Origin of the sequence: Corynebacterium gottingense, assembly GCF_003693265.1 — a bacterium.
Taxonomy (GTDB): domain Bacteria; phylum Actinomycetota; class Actinomycetes; order Mycobacteriales; family Mycobacteriaceae; genus Corynebacterium; species Corynebacterium gottingense.
Map to the genome: position 1 here is coordinate 1 of NZ_RDRE01000016.1, position 23,454 is coordinate 23,454.

20 protein-coding genes are annotated in these 23,454 nt (G+C 65.7%); 7 read left to right on the forward strand and 13 right to left on the reverse strand.

All coding sequences use genetic code 11. From position 1 onward, the window contains the following. From EAW56_RS09075 to uvrA, 10 genes are all read right to left on the reverse strand, one after another. Positions 1-524: bifunctional ornithine acetyltransferase/N-acetylglutamate synthase (locus EAW56_RS09075; protein WP_208636504.1), on the reverse strand; the 524-nt coding region annotated here is incomplete at its 3' end. Between the two features lie 72 nt (positions 525-596). Beyond that, positions 597-1,640 (reverse strand): N-acetyl-gamma-glutamyl-phosphate reductase, encoded by a 1,044-nt coding sequence (argC, locus tag EAW56_RS09080; RefSeq protein ID WP_122086226.1) that lies wholly within the window; start codon positions 1,638-1,640, stop codon positions 597-599. A gap of 51 nt (positions 1,641-1,691) precedes the next feature. Next, the gene (gene pheT / locus EAW56_RS09085) at positions 1,692-4,211 is read right to left on the reverse strand and encodes a phenylalanine--tRNA ligase subunit beta (protein ID WP_122086228.1); all 2,520 of its coding nucleotides are present in this window, start codon (positions 4,209-4,211) and stop codon (positions 1,692-1,694) included. A 33-nt stretch (positions 4,212-4,244) separates the two neighbouring features. Further along, positions 4,245-5,291, reverse strand: coding sequence for a phenylalanine--tRNA ligase subunit alpha (gene pheS, locus EAW56_RS09090; RefSeq protein ID WP_122086229.1), 1,047 nt, complete (start codon positions 5,289-5,291; stop codon positions 4,245-4,247). Positions 5,292-5,411: 120 nt separating this feature from the next. Then, a complete protein-coding gene (locus EAW56_RS09095; RefSeq protein ID WP_122086231.1) occupies positions 5,412-6,224 on the reverse strand; it encodes a TrmH family RNA methyltransferase in 813 nt (270 codons plus the stop codon). 43 nt (positions 6,225-6,267) lie between these two features. After that, the gene (locus EAW56_RS13040; RefSeq protein WP_239215902.1) at positions 6,268-6,759 is read right to left on the reverse strand and encodes a TM2 domain-containing protein; all 492 of its coding nucleotides are present in this window, start codon (positions 6,757-6,759) and stop codon (positions 6,268-6,270) included. A gap of 142 nt (positions 6,760-6,901) precedes the next feature. Continuing rightward, positions 6,902-7,285, reverse strand: coding sequence for a 50S ribosomal protein L20 (gene rplT / locus EAW56_RS09105; protein WP_095278839.1), 384 nt, complete (start codon positions 7,283-7,285; stop codon positions 6,902-6,904). Between the two features lie 57 nt (positions 7,286-7,342). Beyond that, positions 7,343-7,537: a 50S ribosomal protein L35 gene (rpmI, locus tag EAW56_RS09110; protein WP_095278838.1), complete on the reverse strand. Its 195-nt coding sequence runs from the start codon at positions 7,535-7,537 to the stop codon at positions 7,343-7,345. A gap of 31 nt (positions 7,538-7,568) precedes the next feature. Continuing rightward, entirely contained in the window at positions 7,569-8,123 is a 555-nt protein-coding gene (gene infC / locus EAW56_RS09115; RefSeq protein WP_095537050.1) for a translation initiation factor IF-3, read from the reverse strand. A 285-nt stretch (positions 8,124-8,408) separates the two neighbouring features. After that, complete coding sequence (uvrA, locus tag EAW56_RS09120) at positions 8,409-11,261, reverse strand: excinuclease ABC subunit UvrA (RefSeq protein ID WP_095548335.1); 2,853 nt, start codon at positions 11,259-11,261, stop codon at positions 8,409-8,411. A gap of 103 nt (positions 11,262-11,364) precedes the next feature. On the opposite strand from uvrA, the gene EAW56_RS09125 reads away from it, so the two are divergent. The 3 genes from EAW56_RS09125 to EAW56_RS09135 all read left to right on the forward strand — a co-directional run bounded on the left by EAW56_RS09125 (position 11,365) and on the right by EAW56_RS09135 (position 15,486). Beyond that, entirely contained in the window at positions 11,365-11,961 is a 597-nt protein-coding gene (locus EAW56_RS09125) for an MBL fold metallo-hydrolase (RefSeq protein ID WP_095536488.1), read from the forward strand. Between the two features lie 131 nt (positions 11,962-12,092). Continuing rightward, positions 12,093-13,139 (forward strand): DoxX family protein, encoded by a 1,047-nt coding sequence (locus EAW56_RS09130; RefSeq protein WP_095536487.1) that lies wholly within the window; start codon positions 12,093-12,095, stop codon positions 13,137-13,139. 115 nt (positions 13,140-13,254) lie between these two features. Then, a complete protein-coding gene (locus EAW56_RS09135) occupies positions 13,255-15,486 on the forward strand; it encodes a HelD family protein (protein WP_244213396.1) in 2,232 nt (743 codons plus the stop codon). Positions 15,487-15,530: 44 nt separating this feature from the next. On the opposite strand, the gene EAW56_RS09140 is transcribed toward EAW56_RS09135, so the two are convergent. The 3 genes from EAW56_RS09140 to uvrB all read right to left on the reverse strand — a co-directional run bounded on the left by EAW56_RS09140 (position 15,531) and on the right by uvrB (position 18,626). After that, on the reverse strand, positions 15,531-15,974 hold the full coding sequence (locus tag EAW56_RS09140) for a universal stress protein (RefSeq protein WP_095278832.1): 444 nt from the start codon (positions 15,972-15,974) through the stop codon (positions 15,531-15,533). Positions 15,975-16,042: 68 nt separating this feature from the next. Continuing rightward, positions 16,043-16,501 carry a universal stress protein gene (locus EAW56_RS09145; RefSeq protein ID WP_095548332.1) on the reverse strand — a complete coding sequence of 153 codons (459 nt, stop codon included), beginning with the start codon at positions 16,499-16,501 and terminating at the stop codon, positions 16,043-16,045. Between the two features lie 25 nt (positions 16,502-16,526). Beyond that, positions 16,527-18,626: an excinuclease ABC subunit UvrB gene (gene uvrB, locus EAW56_RS09150; protein ID WP_095278830.1), complete on the reverse strand. Its 2,100-nt coding sequence runs from the start codon at positions 18,624-18,626 to the stop codon at positions 16,527-16,529. Positions 18,627-18,687: 61 nt separating this feature from the next. On the opposite strand from uvrB, the gene EAW56_RS09155 reads away from it, so the two are divergent. The 4 genes from EAW56_RS09155 to EAW56_RS09170 all read left to right on the forward strand — a co-directional run bounded on the left by EAW56_RS09155 (position 18,688) and on the right by EAW56_RS09170 (position 23,454). After that, positions 18,688-19,956 carry an alpha/beta fold hydrolase gene (locus EAW56_RS09155; RefSeq protein ID WP_165765716.1) on the forward strand — a complete coding sequence of 423 codons (1,269 nt, stop codon included), beginning with the start codon at positions 18,688-18,690 and terminating at the stop codon, positions 19,954-19,956. A 69-nt stretch (positions 19,957-20,025) separates the two neighbouring features. Beyond that, positions 20,026-20,946: a TetR family transcriptional regulator C-terminal domain-containing protein gene (locus EAW56_RS09160; RefSeq protein WP_095548330.1), complete on the forward strand. Its 921-nt coding sequence runs from the start codon at positions 20,026-20,028 to the stop codon at positions 20,944-20,946. Positions 20,947-20,951: 5 nt separating this feature from the next. Further along, positions 20,952-22,505 carry an ABC transporter substrate-binding protein gene (locus EAW56_RS09165; protein ID WP_095278857.1) on the forward strand — a complete coding sequence of 518 codons (1,554 nt, stop codon included), beginning with the start codon at positions 20,952-20,954 and terminating at the stop codon, positions 22,503-22,505. A gap of 4 nt (positions 22,506-22,509) precedes the next feature. After that, on the forward strand, positions 22,510-23,454 hold the full coding sequence (locus tag EAW56_RS09170; RefSeq protein ID WP_095278827.1) for an ABC transporter permease: 945 nt from the start codon (positions 22,510-22,512) through the stop codon (positions 23,452-23,454).

Below are 23,454 nucleotides of genomic sequence, written 5' to 3' on the forward strand. Positions count from 1 at the left end.
CCAGCCTCTTTCCGCACAAGGTCCGTCGTCAAAATCGCGTCAGCCGCCGCTTCGCCCTGCGCCTCGTCGTCGCCGAGCAGGGGCAGCAGCTTTTCGACGCCACCACGCACCTTCCCCATGTCCAGCAGCTCCCCAATCAGCCCGGTCGAGCACACGGCCACCTCCGAGGGCTCGACACCGAGCGCCGCTGCGGCGAGCGCCTGGGACTCGCGCGCGTCCGCGTCGCCCTGCGCGCCGTTGCACGCGTTTGCGTTCCCGGAGTTGTACAGCACTGCGCGCAGCGCGCCGTCTGCCAGCGCCGCCTGCGACAGCTTGACCGGCGACGCCTTCACGCGATTGCGCGTAAATACCGCGGCCGCGGCGTCATTCGGGCCGTCGTTGACCACGAGTGCCATGTCCGACTTCCCCGACGGCTTGATGCCCGCCGCAGTCGCCGCAGCGCGGAACCCCTGCGGGGCGGTCACACTCAGTCGGGGCGCTTCGGCGGTGTCGTGGGTACTCGGTGAGGGGTGTGGGGTTTCCATGGTGTCTCGCTTTCTGTGTAAAGGTCGCCGCGCGGGTGGCGTTGTAGGGATGATCTTCCAGGCGTGCCTGGGCTAGGGGGCGACGCCCTGCCGTGGCAGGCCGGCCGTCTCGTCCAGTCCGAGGGCGAGGTTCATGCACTGCACTGCCGCGCCGCCGGTGCCCTTGGTCAGGTTGTCGATGGCGGACGTGGCGAGCAGCACTCCCGCGCCCTCATCAACCTCAACCTGGACGTGGCACGTATTTGCGCCCACGACGTGCTGCGTCTGCGGGTGCGCGCCTTCCGGGAGGAGGTGCACGAACGGTTCGTGGCTGTACGCCGACTCGTACGCCGCGCGAGCGGCGGCGGCGTCGACCCCGCTGCGCAGCGGCATGGTCACGGTGGTGAGAATGCCGCGCGGGAGCGGTGCCAGGACCGGGGTGAAGCTCACGGTGACGTCCTCATCCGTGGCCTCGGCGATGTTCTGCGCGATCTCCGGGGTGTGTCGGTGCGCGCCTGCGGTCTTGTACGTCTTAAGCGAGCCCATCGTCTCTGCGCCCAGCATGGCGACGGACGCTTTCTTGCCGCCGCCCGAGACCCCGGTGATAGCCACAACGCGGAGGTCGGGCGCCGCCAACCCCGCTGCAACGGCCGGGTAGGCGGCGAGGGTCGCACCCGTTGGGAAGCAGCCGGGTACGGCGACGCGGGTCGCGCCGCGCAGCTGGTCACGGTGGCCGGGCATCTCCGGAATACCGTAGGGCCAGCTGCCCGCGTGCGCGCAGCCGTAGTAGCGCTGCCACTCGCCGGCATCACGGAGACGGAAATCCGCCGCGCAATCGATCACGATCGTTGTGTCCGGCAGGTTCGCGCCAATTTCGGCTGAGAACCCGTGGGGCAGCCCGAGGAAGACGACGTCGTGCCCGCCGAGCACCTCCACAGAGGTCGGCTCGATGACCCGATCCGCCAACTGCGGCAGGTGTGGCATCAGCTCCGCGACGGACTGCCCCGCCGTGGAGTTTCCGGTCAGTGCGCCGATGGTGAGGTCGCCCGACTCGTACAGGGGGTGGCGCAGGAGCAGGCGGAGGATTTCTCCGCCTGCGTACCCCGTCGCCCCGGCGACTGCTACGTTCAGTGTCATACAGACACCCTACGCTTTTATGCAGTCGGCTGCAAATTATTCATTCTTGGTTTAGCCACGCATCTCGGCACCGAAGCGGGCCTTGGCCGCCTCCGCCGCCGCGAGGCGGGCCTCGGAAGCCTCGTCCTCGGTGAGCGTGCGGTCCGGTGCGCGGAACACCAGGCCAAACGCCAGGGACTTCTTGGCTTCGCCGAGCTGTTCGGAGCGGTAGACGTCGAAAAGCGTGACACCCTCGAGCAGCTCACCTGCCCCCTCTTCGAGGACCCTACGGACTTCCTCGGCCGGCACTGCCTCGTCGACGACGAGCGCGATGTCCTGGTGCAGCGCCGGGTAGACGGAAAGGATGGGGGCCGGGAGGACCTCCGCAAACGGCAGCGCGGAGAGGTCGAGCTCCATCGCGCACACGCGCGGCGGCAGCTCGAGCGCCTCCAAAATCTGCGGGTGGAGCTCGCCGGCGTGCCCCACGACGGTCTCGCCGACGCGCAGCTCGGCGCAGCGGCCGGGGTGCCACGGCAGGTACTCCGCAGAGGCAACCGTGAGCTCAACGCCTGCGGCGCGGGCCACGACCTGCGCCGACTCGAGCGCGTCTGCCCAGGTGTAGGCACGGGCTTGGCCGAATGGGCCTGCCTCCTCGGCGTTGCCCAGCGCGACGGTTGCCACATGCAGCGGCTGGTGCGGCACCGAATCCAGGATGCCCGAGATGGTCGCCCCGTCGGGGCGAGCTTCCACGCTGGGCAGCGGCGAGGCTTCCGCGCGCTTGAACGCCGTTTGCGCCACCGAGTACATCGCGATGTCAGCGCGACCGCGTGCCACGTTCTTCCCTACGGCCTCGAGCATCGCCGGCAGCAGCGTCGTGGCGAGCACTCCGTAGTCAGTATCCAGCGGGTTCTGCACCTTCACGGTGTTGCGACGCGGGTCTTCCTCGTCCAGGCCCCAGGTGTCGAAGGTGCCGTTTGCCATGAACGGGGTGGGGATAATCTCGGCGTAACCGGCGTAGGCCAGCGCGTGCGTCACGGCGCGGCGGCGCTGCTGCGCCGGAGTCAGACCGCGGCCACCGCGCGGGGTGGGCAGGAGAGACGGGATGTCGTCCAGCCCTTCCAGGCGCACGATTTCCTCGATCAGCTCGACCGGGACGGTGAGGTCGCCGCGCCAGGTGGGCGGAGTGACAGCCAGGACGCCCTCGGCCGCCTTCTCCACGGCTTCCACGGCGCAGCCGACCTCCTCCAAGCGGCGCACGACCGTCTCCTCGGCGTACTCGACGCCGATGAGCTTGGACGGCGCGGCCACCGGCAGTTCAATGGCCTCGCGCTGCGGGACCGCGCCGACGAGGGTGCGTCCGGACGCGATCTCGCCGCCAGCGATGCTGGTCAGCAGCGCGCACGCAACGTCCAGGGCTACCTCCACGATGGCCGGGTCGACGCCACGCTCGAACCGGCGCGACGCCTCCGAGCTCAGCTTGTGGTGGCGCGCCGTCTTCGCCACCGTGAGCTCGTCCCAGCTGGCGGCCTCGAAGTACACGTTTACCGTCTCGTCCGAGATCTCAGAGGTGACGCCGCCCATCACGCCCGCGAGGGACTGGATGCCCGCGTCATCGGTGATGACCACGTCGGAGTCCAGCAGGGTGCGCTTCGTGTGGTCCAGCGTCTCAAACTCCTCGCCCGCCGACGCGTTGCGCACGTGCAGGTTGCCGGAGATCTTGTCCGCATCAAAGGCGTGCATCGGCTGGCCGAGGAGCAGCATGACGTAGTTGGTCACGTCAGTCGCCGCGTTGACGGAGCGGATGCCGGAGAGCATGAGCTCGCGCTGCATCCAGAACGGGGCCTTCGCTGCCGGGTCAATGCCCTCGACCTTGGCCAGCCCGAAGCGGCGAGCGCGGGTGGAGTCGTCCACGGTGACGTCGATAAGCGAACCCTGCGCTGCGGGGACCTGCGAGGTGTCCACGGCTGCGACCTGCGGGTCCGCGGCGGGATCGGTGAACGTGAGGTCAAAGGCGGAGGCGATCTCGCGGGTCAGGCCGCGCGCGGAAAGCGCGTAGCCACGGTCTGGGGTGATGTTGACGTCAAAGATCGTGTCATCGAGCTGGAGGATCTCGCGGGCATCATCGCCCGGCTTGCCCATACCCTCGGGCAGGGTGATGATGCCGTCGCTCTTCGTGGTCATGCCGAGCTCCGCGGCGGACGCCATCATGCCGTTGGAGATGTGGTCGTAGGTCTTGCGCGCGGAGATGGCAAAGCCACCCGGCAGGACCGCGCCCGGCAGCGACACTACGACGTAGTCGCCGAGCGCGAAGTTACGCGCACCGCAGATGATGCCCTGCAGCTCGCCGGTGCCGTTCGCGTCGCCGACGTCGACCTGGCAGTAGCGGATCGGTTTCTTGAATCCGGTGAGCTCCTCAATCTCGGCGACGCGTCCCAGCACGAGCGGGCCGGTAGTCTCCTCGATCGGCGCGTAGCCCTCCGTTTCGAAGCCCACGCGGACGAAGCCTGCGTCCAGCTCCTCGTCGGTGACGGTCCAGCCCTCGTTGCCCGCGTTGCGCAGCAGGCGAGTGATCCAGTTCTTGGAAATCAGCATTGTTGTCCTTGTCCCTTCTCTCCTATTGCCTGCTTACGCCTGCACGCCGAACGGCAGGGTGAAACGCACGTCGCCCTCGACCATGTCGCGCATGTCCGTCAGCCCGTTGCGGAACTGCAGGGTGCGCTCCAGGCCCATGCCAAAGGCGAAGCCCTGGTACTCCTCCGGATCCATGCCGACAGCGCGCAGCACGTTTGGGTTGACCATGCCACAGCCGCCCCACTCGATCCAGCCTGCGCCGCCCTTCTTGTTTTCAAACCACACGTCTACCTCAGCGCTCGGCTCCGTGAACGGGAAGTAGTTCGTACGCATGCGGGTTTTCGCCGCCGGCCCGAACAGCGTCTTGGCCAGGTGGTCCAGGGTGCCGCGGAGGTGTGCCATGGTCAGCCCCTTATCCACGGCCAGGCCCTCAATCTGGTGGAACACCGGGGTGTGCGTGGCGTCAAGCTCGTCGGTACGGAAGACGCGTCCCGGGCACGCGATGTACAGCGGAACGTCACGGTCCAGCATGGAGCGCACCTGCACCGGCGAGGTGTGCGTACGCATGACCTGCTTGGAGCCCGGTTCACCAATGTAGAAGGTGTCCTGCAGGGTGCGCGCGGGGTGATCCGGGATGAAGTTGAGCGCGTCGAAGTTGAAGTATTCCGCCTCAACCTCCGGTCCCTCGGCGATTTCCCAGCCCATGCCGACAAAAATGTCCGCAATCTGCTCGCTCAGCGTGGTGATCGGGTGCATCGCCCCAACCTGCCCACGAGTTGTCGGCAGCGTGACGTCCACCGCTTCTTCCTTGAGCTGCTGCGCACGGTATTCGGCCTCGCGCAGCTCGCGCAGCTGCGCAAAGCGCTTCTCGACGCGCCCGCGCGCCATATTCACCATCCGACCAGCGTCCTTGCGCTGGTCCTTCGGTAGGGTGCCCAGGGCACGCCGCGCCTGCGGGATAAAGGCCTTCTCCCCCAGATGCTGCCTATGCGCCTCTTCCAACGCCGGCAAGTCTGCCGCGTTCTCAAACGCTTCGATCGCCGCCGCGGCAGCGCTGTCTAGCGCTTCCTCGGTCAGTTGAATCTCCGGGGTCTCGGACACGCTCGTCCCTTCCACTTGTCTGGTGATATTTCAGCGCACACAAGCATACCCGGGCGCACACATCAATTGTCCGACGCCTGCAGAGACAACTTCGAGGGCGCCCAAGGCCCGACGCGTCGCCTAATCCTGGCCGAGCACCTTGGAGGACTCCCACATGCACATTGCTGCAGCAGTGGCGAGGTTCAATGACTCCGCGCTTCCCTTGATTGGAATTGCCACCCGGTGGTCAGCCAGTTCCAGAATCTCGTCGGGGAGCCCGTGCGCTTCGTTGCCGAAGAGCCACGCAGTCGGTTTCGCGAGCACCTCCCCCGCTGCGTCGAGGGAGACTTCTCCGTCCATGGCGGTCGCGACTACTTGCAAGCCTTTGGCGCGCAACTGACCCAGGACGTCCTTGATGTTGCGTTCGCGGGCCACGGGCAGGTGGAACAGCGAGCCTGCAGAGGAGCGCACAACCTTGGAAGATTCCGGGTCCACCGTCTCGCCGGCAAAGATCACGGCATTCGCGCCAGTCGCATCGGCGATGCGGATGATGGTGCCCGCGTTGCCTGGGTCGTTGGTTTCCACTCCTACGGCGACGAACTCTGGGGTCCCACGCAGCGCCGCGCCGACAGTCCACAGCGACGGCTTGCACACAGCGAAGAGCCCGGTGGTGTGGACCGTATCAGACATGTGCTTCGCCGCCTGATCAGTAATGGCGTGGGTGAACACGTCCATGTAGTCCGCCGTGGTGATGGTGTCCGCGAACTCGTCTGCGGCACGCTCTGTGGCAAAAAGATCGGTGGCCGCGCCTGTCGCCACGGCCGCCTCCACTGAGTTTGCGCCTTCCACCAAGAAGCGGTTCGCCTTCTTTCGGGCCTGCGTCCGGTGCAGCTTCGCCGCGTTGACTACTCGGGGTGTGCGCTCAGTAAAGGGTTGCGTGAAATCAAGTGTCATGCACCAGACTTTACCCAGCCCTTGTATTGATGTTTCTTCAGCGTTACTTCAATGGCATTCCACGGACATCGGTTTTATAGCTGCCTGCGCGCGCTAGGATCATCACGAATTCAACAAGTACCCAAATAGCAAGTACAACCCAGAGGAAGAACCCGACGAAGAACCACACTGTGAGCCACCCTAGGCCGTTAAGTACGATCTGAACGATCCCTCGCGTTGTGTACCCCAAATAGAAGTTATGTACACCCAAGCCTCCTAGGAAAAATGCAAGCAGGGCCGCTACAACCCATGATTTCGGTTCGCCATAAACCCCCGGTTGCGGACCGCCCACGGGGGCCATAGCCCCGTAAGGCTGAGCTCCGTTGGAGTACGCCGGTGAGTAGTTGTTGGCAGGGACATTGCCAGTCGCGTAACCGTTTTGAGCACCGCGAAAGTCGTTTGCTGGGGTGTTGTTGGGCGCGTAAGGAACGTTGCTGTCGTTAGATCCGTGGCTCGAATCGTGACTGCCTGAGTACTGATTCTGGGGATTGGTCATAGAATTAACCATACACAAGCTGCCAGGTCTTTAAACCTTCAATGGCAATTAAAATACAGCTCCCGACGTTGAATACAAAAGCGCCCACCTGCACTGCCACGGTTAGCGGCGGAGCAGGCGGGCGTCGATAAGCGAAGGGTGCTTACGCAGCCTTCGGAGCGTTCACGTCCTCCGGGAGGGCGTTCTTGGCAATCTCGCAGATCGCGGAGAACGCAGCGAAGTCGTTGACGGCAAGCTCGGCGAGGATCTTGCGGTCGACCTCGACCTCGGCCAGCTTCAGGCCGTGGATGAGGCGGTTGTAGGTGATGTCGTTGAGACGAGCAGCGGCGTTGATGCGCTGGATCCACAGCTTGCGGAACTCACCCTTGCGCTTACGACGGTCGCGGTACGCGTAGGTCTGGGAGTGCAGCCACTGCTCCTTGGCCTTGCGGTACAGGCGGGAGCGCTGGCCGCGGTAGCCCTTCGCGGACTTGAGGATTGCGCGGCGCTTCTTCTTGGCGTTGACTGAACGCTTCACACGTGCCATGAGTCAAACTTCCTTTACTTATTCGGTATTTGTGCTGGTTACGGGGCGCTGGTTGAACTATGCGCGGCCAAGAAGGCGCTTCATGCGCTTCTGATCTGCCCGTGCGACGTCGGTGGTGCCGGACAGCTTGCGGCGACGCTTGGAGGACAGCGACTCGTTGAGGTGGCGCTTGCCGGCCTGCTCGCGGCGCAGCTTGCCCTTGCCGTTGACCTTGATGCGCTTTGCGGTGCCCTTGTGGGTCTTCTGCTTCATGGTAAAAGCCCTTCAGAGTTGAAAATGTGTGCTACTTCTTGCCCTTGCGAGCCGGCCCGAAGACCATCGTCATGTTGCGACCGTCCTGCTTCGGACGAGACTCGACCACGCCCAGCTCACCGATGTCGTCTGCAAGACGCTCGAGGAGGCGGTAGCCGAGTTCCGGACGCGACTGCTCGCGGCCACGGAACATGATGGTCACCTTGACCTTGTTGCCCTTCTCCAGGAAGCGCTCGACATTGCCCTTCTTCGTCTGGTAATCGTGCTCATCGATCTTCGGGCGGAACTTCTGTTCCTTCACCACGGTCTGCTGCTGGTTCTTGCGAGCCTCGCGGGCCTTCTGATCCTGCTCGTACTTGTACTTGCCGTAATCCATGATCTTGGCCACGGGCGGCTTGGCCTTCGGCGCGACCTCGACCAGGTCGAGGTCCGCGTCGTACGCCAACTTGCGGGCATCATCCGTGCGGACAATGCCCACCTGCTCGCCGGACGGGCCGACGAGGCGAACTTCCGGTACGCGGATTCGTTCGTTGATCCGAGCTTCAGCGCTGATGAGAACTCCTAAAGACGAGAATGACAATGTGATCGCTACCGAGCCCCAAGCGACGTCATCCCACACGAAAAACCCGCTAGCGTTTACGCCAGCGGGAGTTCATCCGTTCAGCACAACACACGTCTCGCGTGTGCCATACCGTTGACCCGTATCCTGCGCTGCTGCGCGGCGTGGGGTGGGAGTAACTCCACTTGCGGCCCGTACACCTGAATCAGGAGCACTGGGCGGTAGTGGTGCATATGCTAGCAGCCGTTGCGAGAGACACCAAATCGCACGCCGAGACGGGCTATTTCGATTCTCCGCACCCCGCCCCGGCAGCTAGTGCAGGACCTTTTGCAGGTACTCGCCCGTAAACGAACCTTCCACCGCTGCCACGTCCTCGGGCGTTCCCTGCGCAACCACGGTGCCGCCGCCGGAGCCGCCCTCCGGGCCCATGTCGATGATCCAGTCGGCGGACTTTACAACGTCGAGGTTGTGCTCGATAACCAGGACGGTGTTGCCCTTCTCCACCAGGCCGTTGAGCACGAGCATCAGCTTGCGAATGTCCTCGAAGTGCAGGCCGGTCGTCGGCTCGTCCAGGATGTAGATGGTGCGGCCGTTGGATCGCTTTTGTAGCTCGGTTGCCAGCTTCACACGCTGCGCCTCGCCGCCGGACAGGGTCGTCGCGGACTGTCCCAGGCGGACGTAGCCGAGGCCGACGTCGACAAGCGTGGCGAGGTACCGGTGAATGGAAGAAATCGGTTCGAAGAACTCGGCGGCCTCGGAGATCGGCATCTCCAGCACCTCCGCGATCGTCTTCCCCTTGTAGCGGACCTCGAGGGTCTCCCTGTTGTAGCGCGCGCCGCCACACACCTCGCAGGGCACGTACACATCGGGCAGGAAGTTCATCTCGATCTTGATGGTGCCGTCGCCGCGGCAGGCCTCGCACCGGCCACCCTTGACGTTGAAGGAGAAGCGGCCCGCCTTGTACCCGCGCACCTTCGCCTCCTGTGTTTCGGCAAAAAGGTTGCGAATCTTGTCAAACACGCCCGTGTACGTCGCCGGGTTCGAGCGCGGCGTGCGCCCGATCGGGCTCTGATCTACCTGGACCAGCTTGTCCAACGAGTCCAGCCCCTCCACGCGCTTGACGCGGCCGGGAACCTGGCGGGCGCCGTTCAGTTCGTTCTGCAGAGTCTTGGCCAGGATCTCGTTGACCAGGGTGGACTTGCCGGAGCCGGACACGCCCGTCACCGCGACGAGCAGGCCGAGCGGAATCTCCACGCTGACGTTATTCAGGTTGTTCTCGCGGGCCCCGACCACCTTGATCTTCCGGTCCTTATCCAGCGGTCGCCGCTGCGAAGGCACCTCGATCTTCTTGCGGCCGGCGATGTAGTCGCCGGTGAGCGAGCCTTCCGCCTCGACGAGTCCGTCGGGCTCGCCCTGGTAGACCACCTCGCCGCCGTACTCACCGGCGCGCGGGCCGATGTCGATGAGCCAGTCCGCCTCGCGGATCGTGTCCTCGTCGTGCTCCACCACCACGAGTGTGTTGCCAAGGTCACGCAGCTTCTTCAGCGTGGCGATGAGCCTGTTGTTGTCGCGCTGGTGCAGGCCGATGGAGGGCTCATCCAGCACGTACAGCACGCCAGCAAGTCCCGAGCCGATCTGCGTGGCCAGGCGGATACGCTGCGCCTCGCCGCCGGAGAGCGTCCCGGCGGAACGCGACAGCGTGAGGTAGTTCAGGCCCACGTCCAGCAGGAAGTGGAGCCTTGCCTGGATCTCGCGCAGCACGGCACCGGCGATCATCTCCTCGCGGTACCCCAGCACCAGGTGGTCCAGGTATTCCGACGCGTCCTCGATGGACAGCTCGGTCAGCCCGGCAATCGAGCGCTCGCCGTGCGTCGTGGAGTCCAAGCGCACCGCCAGGATCTCCGGCTTCAGGCGCGCCCCCTTACACGTCGGGCACGGGACCTCGCGGGTGTAAGCGAGCAGCCGCTCCTTCTGCGTGTCCGTCTCCGCCTGCTCGAGCTTGCGCTCCAGGTAGCCAATCACGCCTTCGTACGCGGCGTTGAAGGAGCGCTGCCTGCCGTAGCGGTTCTTATACCGCACGCTCACCTTGGTCTTCGAACCGTTGACCAGGTGCTTCTGCTGCGTCTTGGTCAGCGAGGAGAACGGGACGTGCGCGTCGAAGCCTTCTTCCTTGGCCAGCGCCTCGATGAGCCGCACGAAGTACTTCTTGTTCGGGCTCGAGTTCCACGGCTGGAACGCGTCGACCGCGGGGGCGTCCGGGTCCGGGATGACCAGGTCGGTGTCAATCTCCTTGCGCATCCCCAGGCCGTCGCAGGCCGGGCACGCGCCGAACGGGGAGTTGAACGAGAATGCGCGGGGCTCGTACTCCTCCACGTCCAGCTTGTGTCCGTTCGGGCAGGCCATCTTCTCCGAGAAGATCTGCACGCGATCCGGGTCGTCCGCGTCCAGGCCGACGAAGTCGAACCCGACGAGCCCGTCGGCCAGCTTCAGCGCGGTCTCGACGGAGTCGGTGAGGCGCTGCTTTTGGCTCTCCTTCACCTGCAGGCGGTCCACGACGACGTCGATCGTGTGCTTGATCTGCTTCTCCAGCTTCGGCGGTTCGGAGAGCTGGTAGGTCTCCCCGTCCACGTTCACGCGGGAATAGCCCTGGGACGCCAGGTCTGCGAACAGGTCCTGGAATTCGCCCTTGCGCTTGCGCACGATCGGCGCGAGCACCTGGAACTTCGTGCGCTCCTCGTACTCAAGGACCTGGTCGACGATCTGCTGAGGCGTCTGCCGCTGGATCACCGCGTCGCACACCGGGCAGTGTGGCGTCCCCGCGCGCGAGTACAGCAGACGCAGGTAGTCATAGATTTCCGTGATCGTGCCCACGGTCGAGCGCGGGTTGCGGTTCGTGGACTTTTGGTCGATGGACACCGCGGGGCTGAGCCCGTCGATGTAGTCCACGTCCGGCTTGTCCATCTGCCCCAGAAACATGCGGGCGTACGAGGACAGGGACTCCACGTACCGGCGCTGGCCTTCCGCAAAGATCGTGTCGAACGCCAGGGAAGACTTGCCCGAGCCGGAGAGCCCGGTAAACACGGCCATCTTGTCTCGCGGTAGCGAAATGTCGACGCCCTTGAGGTTGTGTTCGCGCGCGCCGCGCACGGTCAGCCATTCAGCCACGTCACCACGTCCCTTCCCTAGCGGTTCTCTGTGGGGTTCAGTCCTAGAAACTACCAACTCGGGCCACCCCCGAGCTATTCCCGCCCGGCTACGCTGGGGCGCCATGACGCTTTCATTGCACCAGATTTCCGTCTCCGAGATGGACAACAACTGCTACCTCATCGCTTCCCAGGGCAAGGGGCTGCTTATCGACGCTGCCGCCGACCCCGCCGCACTCCTCTCCCTCGCCAGCGACGCAGGCGTAGAGATCACCGACGTGCTCACCACGCACCGCCACCACGACCACGTCCGCGCGCTCAAGGAGGTCCTCGAAGCGACTGGCGCGACGCACTGGGCGCCGTTCCTGGACGCGCCCGCACTGCCGGCGCCGGTGGACCGCGAACTCAAGGACGGCGACACCCTCGAGTTCGACGGCCAGCAGTTCCCCGTCATGATCCTGCGCGGCCACACCCCCGGCGGCGCGGCGCTCGCGGCGGAGATCGACGGCGCGACGAACCTCTTCGTCGGCGACTCCCTCTTCCCCGGCGGCCTGGGCAAGACTGCCTCCGAGGGCGATTTTGTCCGCCTGTTCAACGAGGTGAAAACCAAGCTGTTCGACGCCTACGCGGACGACACCATCGTCCGCCCCGGCCACGGGAAGCCGACGACGCTGGGCGAGGAACGACCCCACCTGGATGAGTGGTGGCAGCGTCGCTGGTAGCCGAGCGTTTTTCACCGAGTTTCCCCGATGAGACCGGAACGTAAGTACAGTTGTGCCCAGAAGAGTCCCGCTGTGGGCTCCAGCATGAACCTGAATAAACCACGATCAAATGAAAAGGACTGGTTTGCAAGATGATCCGTAAGATCGCTCGCCCGATGTTGGCGTCCGTTTACATCATTGACGGCGTTGAGACCGCGCTGAACCCGGCGTCGCACAAGGACGCTGCGGACTCCGCACTGAAGAAGGTGCGCTCCGTACTGCCGCGTCAGTACCGCAGCTTCCTGCCGAAGGACCCGGAGACCGCCGCCCAGATCGTGGGTGGCGTCAAGGCCGGTGCCGGTAGCCTCTTCGCCATCGGCAAGATGCCGCGCACCTCCGCGTCCCTGCTCGCCCTCTCCACCGTCCCGTCCCTGATCGGGCGCAACGCGTTCTGGGAGGCAGATGATGCGGACGACAAGGCCCGCCGCCGCACCGGCGCGCTGACCGATGTCGCACTCGCAGGCGGCGTCCTGCTGGCTACCGTCGACACGGCCGGCAAGCCGGGCCTGCAGTGGCGCGCGCAGAATGCCGCAAAGGTTGCGCGCAAGAACGTCCAGCAGGCGCTGCCCACTCAGTCCGAGACCGAGAAGACCATGAGCAAGGCCAGCGACTGGTTGTCCGACACCACCGACCAGGTCACCAGCCAGGTCACCAGCTACGTCGATGACAACAAGGACGACTGGAAGAAGGCTGCCTCCCACGCCACCGAGGTAGCCGGCGACTGGTTCGAGGACGCAAAGAAGCAGACCTCGAAGTTCCTCGCTGAGACCTCCGACCGCGCGCAGGACGCGTACAAGGACTTCGACGCGGAGAAGCTGATCGAGCAGGCTACCCCGTCCAAGCTCGAGCAGTTCCAGGCCAAGCGCAAGGTCCACGGCATTGTCGGCGACCTGCAGGGCTCCATCGATGACCTTCGCCCGAGCACCCTGGAGAAGCTCTCCGCAAAGCACAAGGTGAAGAAGAACCATGCGAAGCTGGAAAAGAAGGCACAGGGTTCCGTCGATAAGCTGCAGGCTGCGTTTGACAAGCTCGACGCTGACCCGTCTTGGATTCAGAAGCTGAAGTGGAAGCGCAAGGCGAAAAAGGCCGAGAAGCGCGCCAAGAAGTCGGTGAAGAAGCTGCAGAAGAAGCTGGGCTAATCCCCCGCTTTCGCGCACCGCGGCCCCGCCACCCCGGAATAATCCGGGCGGCGGGGCCGTTTGTTGCTTACACGGCGCGGTTTGACCGCGGAGAATCGTGAGGAGGTACACGCGGGTGAGAAATCCCCAACACATCGCATCCGAGCAGGCTTACGTTGATGAGCTCTTCCGGCACCTGGATGCGGAAGTCACCGCAGCCCAGGAGAAGCTGGCCGCGGTGCAGCGCGACGTAGACCCGGACAACCCGGACTCGGACGCACTCGTGCGCCGCGAAACGGAGTACCACGGGCTCAACGCCAAACTCGATGCACTCAACATCGCCGAGGTGGGCCTGGTCTTCGGCCGCATCGACGTCGCCGACACGGACGTGGAGAATCCGGTCCCGGGGCGTCCTGGGCTCGAGCGGCGTTACATCGGTCGCATGGGGATGGACGATCGCGCGGACAACTACCGCACCCTCCTGCTGGACTGGCGCGCGCCACTGGCGCGGCCGTTTTACCTGGCTACCACGGCGCACCCCGAGGGCGTTGAACAGCGCCGCAACATCCGCATGCGCGGCCGCAAGGTGACGGCGGTGGATGACGAGGTCCTGTCTGGAGACAGCACCGATGCCGACCAGCCTGGCGCCGCGGAGTCAGCGACCGACGGCGGCAACGTCGGCTCCGAGGCCGCGCTGCGCCGCGCCATGAACACCGCACGCACCGGCCACATGCAGTCCATCGTGGAAACGATCCAGCGCGAGCAGGACGAGATCATCCGTGACGCCACTCGCGGCGTCATGGTCGTCCAGGGCGGCCCCGGCACCGGCAAGACCGCGGTGGCGCTGCACCGCGTGGCTTACCTGCTGTACACCTGGCGCGAGCAGCTTTCGCGCACCGGCGTGCTCATCATCGGCCCGAACCCGACGTTTCTGGAGTACATCTCCCGCGTCCTGCCCGAGTTGGGCGAAACCGGCGTCGTCCTGTCCACCATCGAGGACCTCGTCCCCGGGTTCACGCCGGCGCGTGACGCGGAGCCGCTGGCTGCGCGCGAGGTCAAGGGCTCGGAGGAGATGGTCACGGTGCTCAAGCGTGCCGTGCAGGCCTTTGAGACGGTGCCCGAGCGCCCCGTCACCTTGAAGATCGACTCCGTCGACATCGAGGCCACCCCGGCGATGGTAAGGGCGGCACGCACCCGCGCCCGGCGTTCGCGCAAGCCGCACAACCAGGCCCGCGAGTACTTCGCCGAGCACCTCACGCAGTCGCTCGCGGAGGCCCTGGCGGAGAAGATCGGCGCGGACCCGCTCGGCGGCCGCAACCTCCTCTCCGCCGCAGACGTGGACCAGCTGCACGACGACCTCGCCGACGACCCGCAGGTAATCGCCCTGGTGGACGAGTACTTCCCGGAGCTCGACCCCGCAGAGGTCCTCGACGTCACGCTCACGGACCGCGCGCGCATCGCAGAGGTCGCCGGGGACTACGACGCCTACACCCAAGACGCGCTCTACCGCGCGCCGGGTTCGGGGTTCTTCGCGTCGGACACCGCGCTTATCGACGAGCTGTCCGTCCTCATCGGCGTCGTCGCGCCCGAGGAACAGCGCGCGAAGGAGAACGCGCAGTGGCGCCAGCAGGTCGAGGAGGCCGCCGACGCCCTTGACGTGCTCGCGTCCTCCGAGTCCACGGACAACGACGACGACCAGTTCGAGGCGGAAATCCTTTCCGCTGCCGACGTCATCGACGCGGAAACCTTGGCAAGCCGCCAGCGCGTCACCGACATTCGCTCCACCGCGCAGCGCGCGCGGGCGGATCACACCTGGGCCTACGGCCACGTGATCGTCGACGAAGCGCAGGAGCTCTCCCCCATGGAGTGGCGGATGGTGTTCCGCCGGTGCCCGTCGAGGTGGATGACGCTGGTGGGCGACCTCGCGCAGACGTCGGCGCCCGCCGGCACGGACGACTGGGCCGCGTCACTCGCGCCGTTCGTCGGCGAGCGGTTTGTCACCCACGAGCTCACGGTAAACTACCGCACCCCCGCGGAAATCATGGAGTACGCGCGCGACGTCCTGGCGCAGATCGACCCGGAGGCGCAGGCGTCGGTAGCCATCCGCGAGACCGGTGTTCCGGTGCGCCGCCTGCCTGCCGGGACCGACCCGGAGTGGGTGCGCGTGGAGCTGCACCAGGGGGATGCGCAGGAGCAGCGCACCGTTGCCGTCATCGATGCCGCCAACGTGGCGCAGATGAAGGGGTTGGAGTTTGACCACGTCATCGTGGTCGATCCGGACAAAGTAGTAGAGGCCTCGCCACAGGGGTGGCAAGACCTCTACGTTGCCGCTACGCGAGCGACTCAAAGCCTGACGGTGATCGGCTAAGCGCCACCGTCAGCGCCCCGCCGCGCAGCGCGGCGGGGTCACCGTTACTTGACGGTGTGGACGATCATCACGTCGCAGTCGGACTGACGGGCAACGTCAGCCGGCACGGAGCCCAGCAGGCGGCCGGTCAGCGAGTTGATGCCGCGGTTGCCCACGACCAGCAGCTCAGCCTTGTTGTCGTTCACGATCGCCATGAGCGCCTCGACCGGGGTGCCCGGGCGGGTCGCGGTCTGCACATCCTCGACGCCGAAGGAGCGAGCGTGCTCAGCGGCCTCCTCGAGGTTCTTCAGCGCCTGCTCGTCGCCCAGAATCGTCACCGAGTCCTGGCGCAAGGCCTTGGAGGCGTCCTCTTGGGTGCGGTAGTACGCCGTGCCGATGACCAGCGTTGCCCCGAAGGCCGCTGCCATCCGTGCCGCGCGCTCAACAGCGAGGAGGGAGGACTTGGAGCCGTCGGAGCCGACGACGATGGTGTTGTAGTACTCAGCCATAGTGTCTGGGTGACCTTTCATCGAGTTTGGGAATCTGTGGACATGGTACTCCGGGTGCTCCGGGGAGGTTAGTTATGCCCCTCGGCCCTGGTATCTACCAGCATAACGTCCACCGGAGCCTTCTTTGCCACGCTCCCGGGGATGTTGCCAAATACCCGGCCAGCCAGCGAGCGCATGCCCTTATTGCCCACCACGAGCAGGTCGACCTCGTACTCCGAGACGGACTCAAGCAGCACGTTCGCCGGCTGCCCGGCCTTGGACACGACGTTGACCTTCGGGGCCTGCTCCTCCTCCGCGATAGTGCGGGCGCGGGTCAGGATCTCCTGGGCACCGGTCTCGGTCACGATGTCGATCTTGCTCAGCTCGGCGTTCGTGGAGTTCAGCATGGAACCGGACGCGGTGTAGTGCGCGCAGATCACGGTAAGCTGGGCGTCGTACACGCGGGCCAGGCTGGCTGCGGCGCGGACGGCCACCAGGGAGGTCGGCGAACCGTCGGTGCCCACGGCGATGGATGTGTAAGTGTGCATGATGGGTATTGCGCCCTTTCTCGTTCTAGTTTCCTGTGTCTTTCATACCACGGAGTTCCTTGCGCAGATCTGCAATCTCATCGCGGAGTCGGCCGGCGAGCTCAAACTTCAGCTCGCGGGCGGCGTCGCCCATCTGCTTCGTGAGGTCGTCGATAAGCTTCTGCACCTCGTCGGAGGCCATGGTGGTCACGTCCGGCTTCTCTGCCACCGCTGCATCCGAGCTCAGGCTCGCCTGCTCCTCGGCATCGCCGTTCTCGTAGACCTGGTCGAGGATGTCGGCGATCTTCTTGCGCAGCGGCTGCGGGTCGATGCCGTGCTCCTTGTTGTAGGCCAGCTGCTTCTCGCGGCGGCGCTCGGTCTCATCGATCGCCTCCTGCATGGATTCGGTGATTGTGTCGGCGTACATGATGACCTCGCCGGAGACGTTGCGGGCCGCGCGGCCGATGGTCTGAATGAGCGACTTCGTGGAGCGCAGGAAGCCCTCCTTGTCCGCGTCCAGGATGGCCACGAGCGAGACCTCGGGCAGGTCGAGGCCCTCGCGCAGGAGGTTGATGCCCACGAGCACGTCGAACTCGCCAAGCCGGAGCTGGCGCAGCAACTCGACGCGCTGCAGCGTATCAATGTCGGAGTGCAGGTAGCGCACCTTGATGCCGTGGTCGAGCAAGTAGTCGGTGAGGTCCTCGGCCATGCGCTTGGTCAGCGTGGTCACGAGCACGCGCTCCTGTTTGTCCACGCGCTGGCGCACCTCGTCGATGAGGTCGTCGATCTGCCCCTTCGTCGGCTTGACGGTCACCTTCGGGTCCACCAGCCCGGTCGGGCGGATCACCTGCTCGACGTACTCGCCCTGCGCAGCCTCGAGCTCGTAGTCGCCGGGGGTCGCCGACATGTACACGGTCTGCCCCACGCGCGCCTCGAACTCGTCGAAGGTCAGGGGCCGATTATCGACGGCACTGGGCAGGCGGAACCCGAACTCCACGAGGTTTCGCTTACGCGACATGTCGCCCTCAAACATGCCGCCGATCTGTGGCACGGTCACGTGGGACTCATCAATGATGGTGAGGAAGTCCTCCGGGAAGTAGTCAATGAGCGTGGCCGGCGCGGAGCCGGGGCCGCGGCCGTCCATGTGCCGCGAGTAGTTCTCAATACCGGAGCAGAACCCCACCTGCTGGATCATCTCCAGGTCGTACTCGGTGCGCATCCGCAGGCGCTGCGCCTCGAGGAGCTTGCCCTTGCTCTCCAGTTCCTCGAGCCGGTCGGCGAGCTCCTCCTTGATCGCCTGGATCGCCTTTTCCATGCGTTCCTCGGTGGCCACGTAGTGGGTGGCCGGGAAGATGCGCACCTCGTCCTCCTGGCTGAGTACGTCGCCCGTGAGCGGGTGGATGTAGTAGAGCGAGTCGACCTCGTCGCCGAAGAACTCGACGCGCACGGCGACCTCCTCGTAGGCGGGGATGATGTCGACGGTGTCGCCCTTGACGCGGAAGGTGCCGCGCTTGAAGTCGATGTCGTTGCGCTCGTATTGGACGTCCACGAGCAGACGCAGGAACCGGTCGCGCTCGACCTCCTCGTCCACGCGCAGCACGATCGAGCGGTCCAGGTAGGACTGCGGGGTGCCCAGGCCGTAGATGCAGGACACGGAGGAGACGACGACCACGTCGCGGCGGCTCAGCAGCGCGGAGGTTGCGGAGTGGCGCAAGCGCTCCACGTCATCATTGATGGACGAGTCCTTCTCAATGTAGGTATCGGTCTGCGCGATGTACGCCTCCGGCTGGTAGTAGTCGTAGTAGGAGACGAAATACTCGACGGCGTTGTTGGGCAGTAGCTGCCGCAGCTCGTTTGCCAGCTGCGCGGCCAGCGTTTTGTTCGGCGCCATCACCAGCGTTGGCCGCTGCTGCTGCTCAATCAGCCACGCCGCCGTCGCGGACTTACCCGTACCAGTCGCACCCATGAGCACGACGTCCTCCTCGCCGCGGCGCAGCCGCTCATCCAGCTCCGCGATCGCGGCGGGCTGGTCGCCGGACGGTTCGAACTCGGAAACCACCTCAAACGGCTTTTCGCGCCGCTCAATCTCGCCGACGGGGCGGAACTCGGAGTGCGCAAGGACTGGGTGTTCTGCAGCGAAAGCCATGGCTGTCAGCATACTCGCCGCTCCCCAACTGCTCCGCTGCCGCCGTGCCAGAATGGGGCACATGCTTTCTACGTTGATCCCCCACGGTTTCCAGATCCGCGAGCACGTCATCCGCGTCCCCTGGGACCGCGCTGACGCGTCGCTAGGCACCCTCGAGCTCTTCGCGCGCGAGCTGTACACCGACCCCGACGCGCCGCCCCTCGCCTACTTCCAGGGCGGCCCCGGCAACCCCGGCCCGCGCATGCTCATGGGGTGGATCCCCGAGGCACTCAAGCACTACCGCGTCTTCCTCATCGACGAGCGAGGCACCGGCCGTTCCACCAGGATCGATGCGACGCAGTGCACGCTTCTCGACGCCGCGCATCTCTCCCGCCTCCGCCCACCCGACATCGCCGCCGACGCCGAGGACCTGCGCCGCCACCTGGGCTTTGACACCTGGGACATCCTGGGCAACTCATTTGGCGGGATCTGTGTCGGCGCCTACCTCTCCTACTTTCCGGAGGGCATTGGGCGCGCGATGATGACTGGCGTGGTCCCGCCGTTCGGGACCACGCCGGAGGAGTTCAACCGCCAGTCGGTGGCGCTCATGGCCCAACGCGTCGAGCGCTTCTACGCCGCGGTGCCGTGGGCCGAAGAGCGTGTCCGTGAGGTGTGCGCCCACCTGGAGGACACCGAGGAGCTTCTGCCCACCGGCGAGCGGCTCACCCCGGAGCGCTTCCGCTTCGTGGGCGTCCGGCTCGGCGAGGAAACTGGTGCGGACACGCTGGCCATGTTGCTCGAAGCACCGTTCCACCACGGCGCGCACAAGCGGCTGCGCACCGACTTCCTCGCCGCGGTGGGCGCGATGCTCAGCCTGGCGCCCAACCCCCTATGGGCCGTGGTCCACGACCAGATTTTCGCCGGCCTGACCCCGCGTCCCACCAACTGGCCCGGCGCCCGGACGTACGAGGATGCCGAAGGGTTTTCGGTCCACGCGGACCCGCGGAGCAACGCTCCCTTCTACCTGCTGGGCAACGCCTTCTTCCCGTTCCACTTCGACCAGGACCCTGCGCTCCGCCCGTTCCGCGAGGCGGTGGAGGATATTGCGCAGCGCACCGGCCAGCGGCCCAGCGTGGACGCCGACGCGCTGCGCGCGAACGACACACCCGCCGCCGTCCTGCTCTACGAGGACGACCTTTTCGTCCCCTTTGACTACGCCAGCGCCCAAGCGGCGCAGATTCCCAACCTGTCCGTCACCACGCACCCGACGTACCAGCACGACGGCATCTACCTCCACGGCGACGAAGTGTTCCGCCAGGTGCACGACGCGTTGCCCCCGGATAGGACGTAATTGCGAGCGATTCCCTGACTCTGCGTCAGGGAGTTGCGACTCCTTCCAGCTATTTATACGGTCATTGTTATGACTCCAGCCCACCCATATGACGCGGCGCGTGCCGCCATCGCCGCCTCCGGCTTGCGACAGCGCGACGTCGCTCAGCACTTGGGTATTGACGCGAGCAAACTCTCAAAGTCCCTCTCCGGGGTGCGGCGCTTCACTGCAACGGAACTGGCCCTGCTGGCCGACCTCACCGGCGTCCCCGTCCGGGAGCTCGCCGTCCGCGGTGAGCAGCACGCGCCGCGCCAGCACGACGCACGGCGCGACCAGGCACGGCGCGACCAGGCGCGATCAAGCCGCCGGCACGCCATCGTCAGCGCCGCGTGGCCGCTGTTTGCGGCGCACGGGTACCAGCCAGTGACCGTGGCCGACATCGCCGCCGCCGCGGGCATGTCCGCCTCCGCCGTGCACTACTACTTCCCCACCAAGAACGAGATCTTCCTGGCTACCTTGGATGCCTGTTCGCTGCAGGGCATTGCGCGCCGGGCGTCAGCGCACACGGTCGCAGACCCGGTCGACCGGCTCAACGCGCTCTTCGCCGTCCAACTCGACGGCTCCCCGGAGGCGCATCGCGAGTGGGCAACCTGGGCGCAGTTCTGGTCCTCCTCCGCCATTTTCACCGATGCGCACGACGCCACCGAGATCGCGTACTCGCGCTGGCAGCGGGAACTCCTGCCTGTCGTGCAAGAGGGCATGGACAACGGCACCTTCCGGGCCGGGGACCCCCAGACCATGGTCACGGCGCTGACCGCGCTCATCGACGGCCTGGGGATCCGCATGCTCGCGGGCGACCTCAGCCCGGCCGACGTCCACGCGGTCGTCACCGGCAGCATCCGCGGCTGGATCACGCACAGCGATAGCGGCGGCGCAGTCCGCGAGCCAGCAGGCTCGCCCCCAGACGTTGCCCCCGCCCGAGATTCCCAAGCACACGAAAGCAAGGTGTGAACGACATGTTGCAATTGAGCCGCAGGCAGCTGCTGCAGGCCACGGTGATGGGAGGCGCGACGCTCGCGCTCGCATCCTGTTCCACCGCACCCGTCGACGACATTGATACCTCCGGCCCGCCCAAGCAGGGCGGCACGCTGCGCATCGGACTCGTCGGCGGCTCGTCCACGGATACCGTGGACGCGCACGTGCCCACCAGTACGAGCGACGCCGCGCGCGTGATCAATTTGTACGACGCGCTGGCGCGCCGCGACGACGACTACAACCTGGAGTACCGCCTCGCCGAGGCGATCGAGCCAAACGCGGACGCCACCGAATGGACGATCACGCTGCGCGAGGGCGCGCAGTTCTCCGACGGCCGCCCCGTCCGGCCCGAGGACGTCATGTTCTCCTACGACCGCATCCGCGACCCGCAGGACCCGAAGTCCGGCGCGGCCTCGATCTCCCACATCGACAGCATGGAGGTGCTGGACAACCGGCGGCTGCTCATTCGGCTCGCGGTCGCGGACGCCGCGTTGGTCGATTCGCTCGCGGAGTATCAGATGGGCATCGTCCCCGAGGACTACGACCCGGAACACCCAATCGGCGCCGGCCCGTTCACGCTCGAGGACTTTACGGCGGGCCAGTCCACCACACTCGTGCGCAACGACAACTACTGGGCCGGCCCCGCGCACCTGGACGCGGTGCGCATCATCGACTTCCAGGAGGAGGACGCCATGCTCAACGCACTGCTGTCTTCCCAGGTGGATGCGATCGGCAGCCTCAACCACGCGCTCGCCCGCGTCATCGATGAAGATCCGCGCCTGAGCACGCTCATCTCTGAAACCGGCATGTGGCTGCCGCTGACCATGCGCGTCGACGTCGCTCCGTTCGACGACGTCCGCGTGCGTCAGGCGATGCGCCTCGCGGTGAACCGGCAGCAGATGGTCGACCAGGTCTACTCCGGCCAGGGCCAGCTGGGCAACGACATGTTCGCGCTCTACGACGAGGCCTACCCCCGCGACTTCCCGCAGCGAGAACAGGACGTGCAGAAGGCGAAGGAGCTGCTCGCGGAGGCCGGTTACCCGGACGGCATCGAGGTGGACCTGGTTACCTCCGAGATTCAGTCTGGCGCCGTGCGCACCGCCCAGGTCTTCGCCGAGCAGGCACGCGAGGCAGGCATCACCGTCAACATCCAACAGGTGGATTCCTCCACGTTCTACGCGTCCGGAAACTACCTGGAATACCCGCTCGCGCAGTCGTTCTGGTACACGCGCAACTTCCTTCAGCAGGTCAACCAGTGCGCCACGGCGGACTCCCCGTTCAACGAGACGCATTGGGTGCGCGAAGACTTCACTCAGCGGGTGCATGAGGCGCGCGCGATCGTCGATAAGCCCGAGCGCGAGGCACGCATCCGAGAACTGCAGCAAGAGCTTTACGACGAAGGCGGCTACATCATCTGGGGCTTTGCCAACCAGGTCGACGCGTACCACAACTACGTGGTCGGGCTCACGCCGCACCCGAGCGGTGTGCCGCTGTCGCAAGCAATGTTCCACAAAATCTGGCTCGCGGAGGCATAACATCATGGGCAAATTCATTCTGCGCCGACTCGCGGTGAGCATCTTCATCCTCATCGCCGTGTCCATCATCATCTTCTGCGCCACGCTGCTGCTGCCGGGCTCCCCAGCCACGGCGATCCTCGGGCAGCAAGCCACGCCCGAGCGCATCGCCGCGCTGGAGGCCGAGATGAACCTGGACAAGCCCCCGCTGCAGCGCTACTTCATGTGGCTCGGTGGCATCTTCACCGGGGACCTGGGGACCTCGACGTCCACCGGCGGCCCGGTCACGGACTTGCTCGGCGAGCCGCTGGCCAACTCGCTCGTGCTCATGGTGCTCGCGGCCGTCGTGGCCATCCCAGTTGGCATCCTGGTTGGCATCTACGCCGCCTGGTGGCGCGGCACCAGGCGCGACCAGGCGATCACGTGGGTGACGCTGATCCTCGCCGCCATGCCGGAGTTTGTCATCGGTATCGCGCTGATCACGCTGTTTGCCACCTCCGTGTTCAAGGTGCTCCCGGCGGTCACGATGTCCCCGCCCGGCAGCCACGTCTGGGAGTTCCCGTCCCAGCTCATCCTGCCCACGATCACGCTCGCGCTGGTGGTCAGCCCGTACATCGCGCGCATGACCCGCGCGACGATGGTGGAAACGCTGGACTCCGGCTACGTCGAGATGGCGCGTCTGAAGGGCGTGCCCGAGCGGCGCGTCATCTTCCGCCACGCGCTGCCACACGCGGTCGGGCCGATCGCGCAGGTGGTGGCCATCCAGCTTGCGTGGCTCGCCGGCGGCATCGTCGTCGTAGAGTACCTGTTCCGCTACCCCGGCTTGGGCGTCGCGCTCATTGACGCCGTGAATTACCGCGACGTCCAAGTCGTGCAAGCCGTGTCCCTCCTGATCGCCGCCGTCTACGTCGTGGTGAACCTCATCGCGGACATCGTCAGCATTACGGCCAACCCGAAACTGAGGAGCTAG

What these genes read in the sequence shown, in the direction of transcription:
- EAW56_RS09145 (WP_095548332.1), bottom strand. Translation starts at nt 16,501, where the DNA reads ATGCACACTTACACATCCATCGCCGTGGGCACCGACGGTTCGCCGACC.
- EAW56_RS13040 (WP_239215902.1), bottom strand. Translation starts at nt 6,759, where the DNA reads ATGACCAATCCCCAGAATCAGTACTCAGGCAGTCACGATTCGAGCCAC.
- EAW56_RS09095 (WP_122086231.1), bottom strand. Translation starts at nt 6,224, where the DNA reads ATGACACTTGATTTCACGCAACCCTTTACTGAGCGCACACCCCGAGTA.
- rplT (WP_095278839.1), bottom strand. Translation starts at nt 7,285, where the DNA reads ATGGCACGTGTGAAGCGTTCAGTCAACGCCAAGAAGAAGCGCCGCGCA.
- EAW56_RS09155 (WP_165765716.1), top strand. Translation starts at nt 18,688, where the DNA reads ATGCTTTCTACGTTGATCCCCCACGGTTTCCAGATCCGCGAGCACGTC.
- EAW56_RS09140 (WP_095278832.1), bottom strand. Translation starts at nt 15,974, where the DNA reads ATGGCTGAGTACTACAACACCATCGTCGTCGGCTCCGACGGCTCCAAG.
- argC (WP_122086226.1), bottom strand. Translation starts at nt 1,640, where the DNA reads ATGACACTGAACGTAGCAGTCGCCGGGGCGACGGGGTACGCAGGCGGA.
- uvrB (WP_095278830.1), bottom strand. Translation starts at nt 18,626, where the DNA reads ATGGCTTTCGCTGCAGAACACCCAGTCCTTGCGCACTCCGAGTTCCGC.
- EAW56_RS09130 (WP_095536487.1), top strand. Translation starts at nt 12,093, where the DNA reads ATGATCCGTAAGATCGCTCGCCCGATGTTGGCGTCCGTTTACATCATT.
- EAW56_RS09160 (WP_095548330.1), top strand. Translation starts at nt 20,026, where the DNA reads ATGACTCCAGCCCACCCATATGACGCGGCGCGTGCCGCCATCGCCGCC.
- EAW56_RS09125 (WP_095536488.1), top strand. Translation starts at nt 11,365, where the DNA reads ATGACGCTTTCATTGCACCAGATTTCCGTCTCCGAGATGGACAACAAC.
- EAW56_RS09165 (WP_095278857.1), top strand. Translation starts at nt 20,952, where the DNA reads ATGTTGCAATTGAGCCGCAGGCAGCTGCTGCAGGCCACGGTGATGGGA.
- pheT (WP_122086228.1), bottom strand. Translation starts at nt 4,211, where the DNA reads ATGCTGATTTCCAAGAACTGGATCACTCGCCTGCTGCGCAACGCGGGC.
- EAW56_RS09170 (WP_095278827.1), top strand. Translation starts at nt 22,510, where the DNA reads ATGGGCAAATTCATTCTGCGCCGACTCGCGGTGAGCATCTTCATCCTC.
- rpmI (WP_095278838.1), bottom strand. Translation starts at nt 7,537, where the DNA reads ATGAAGCAGAAGACCCACAAGGGCACCGCAAAGCGCATCAAGGTCAAC.